Raw genomic sequence first — 1,080 nt, forward strand, 5'->3', positions numbered from 1 at the left:
GTGCTAATTGCGGAGCAACAGATGGAGAATTCGCTTTTTCGTTTCAACAGATCGGTTTTTTATGTCATCGGTGTTTTGATATTGATCGCTATATAATTCGTTTGACACCTGCTCAAGTCAAGCTCATTCGGACGTTTTACACGGTGCCGATTGAGCAAGTTGGGAAGTTGACATTAAAAAAAGAAACGAAAACGTTTATCAAGAAAATCGTGAGAACCATATACGAGGAACAAACAGGCATTCGACTGAAGTCCAGGTCATTCATTGATCAACTCGATCGTTCGCCACAATATTTCCCCAAAAAAGAAAATCCGTCTATTGCCCCTGAAGAAGGGCAGTAAGACGGTTTTTTTTATGCGAAATACGTGTGCTCACGGAATATTCTCTAACCTTTTTGGCTAAATGGATATTACTGGTATAATATAAGGGGTTATAGTTGGTGGCTATGAAAAATATTTACTGATTGGCATGTCAGTATTATTACGGCAGGAAATGGTCCCAAAACAAAATCTGAATTATAGATTGGAGCTGGATTCTTGAAGAGGTTAGTTATTATGACAGTTGGTATAACCCATAGCGGTAAGACTACATTTGCGAAAGCATTAGAAACAGAGATGCCTAACTCAGTTGTGATTGATCAAGATAATCATGCTGAATTCCTCCATACATACTACCAAACGTTATTACCGAAACAAGGACATAATACAATCAAGTATTCTCTTACACAAACTATTGTCGATTATGCAATTAATGAGACTAATTGCCACCTCATTCTTTGTAACTCAAATCGCAATCGTAAAGGCCGTTTGAAGCTGCTTGAACATTATCATAATGAAGGATTTACAAGCATTCTTGTGGATTTTGATGTGCCAGAACATGTTCTTAAAGAGCGTGTTGCGAAAAGTAAACGTACTACAAAAATATTAAGAACTGCTTCAACGTTTGAGGAAGTGCGAACTAGGCAACAGAATGAGACTAATAAAGGTGATGTGATAGCGCCGATAGAAGGCGAAGCGGAGCATTTATTTGTAATCRAAAACGCGGTTGAAGTTCAGTCTGTTATTAGAAAAATTATCGAAA

At 37.6% G+C, this 1,080-nt stretch carries 2 protein-coding genes; both read left to right on the plus strand.

What is annotated here, in order from left to right:
• Window positions 1-341, plus strand: a 341-nt coding sequence (gene recO, locus AC1DSB_RS19780; RefSeq protein ID WP_477587481.1) for a DNA repair protein RecO, incomplete at its 5' end; no start/stop codon positions are given.
• Between the two features lie 213 nt (window positions 342-554).
• Window positions 555-1,080: AAA family ATPase (locus AC1DSB_RS19785; protein ID WP_477587482.1), on the plus strand; the 526-nt coding region annotated here is incomplete at its 3' end.

The sequence above is a fragment of the Paenisporosarcina sp. P4_E4_2 genome (assembly GCF_056401595.1).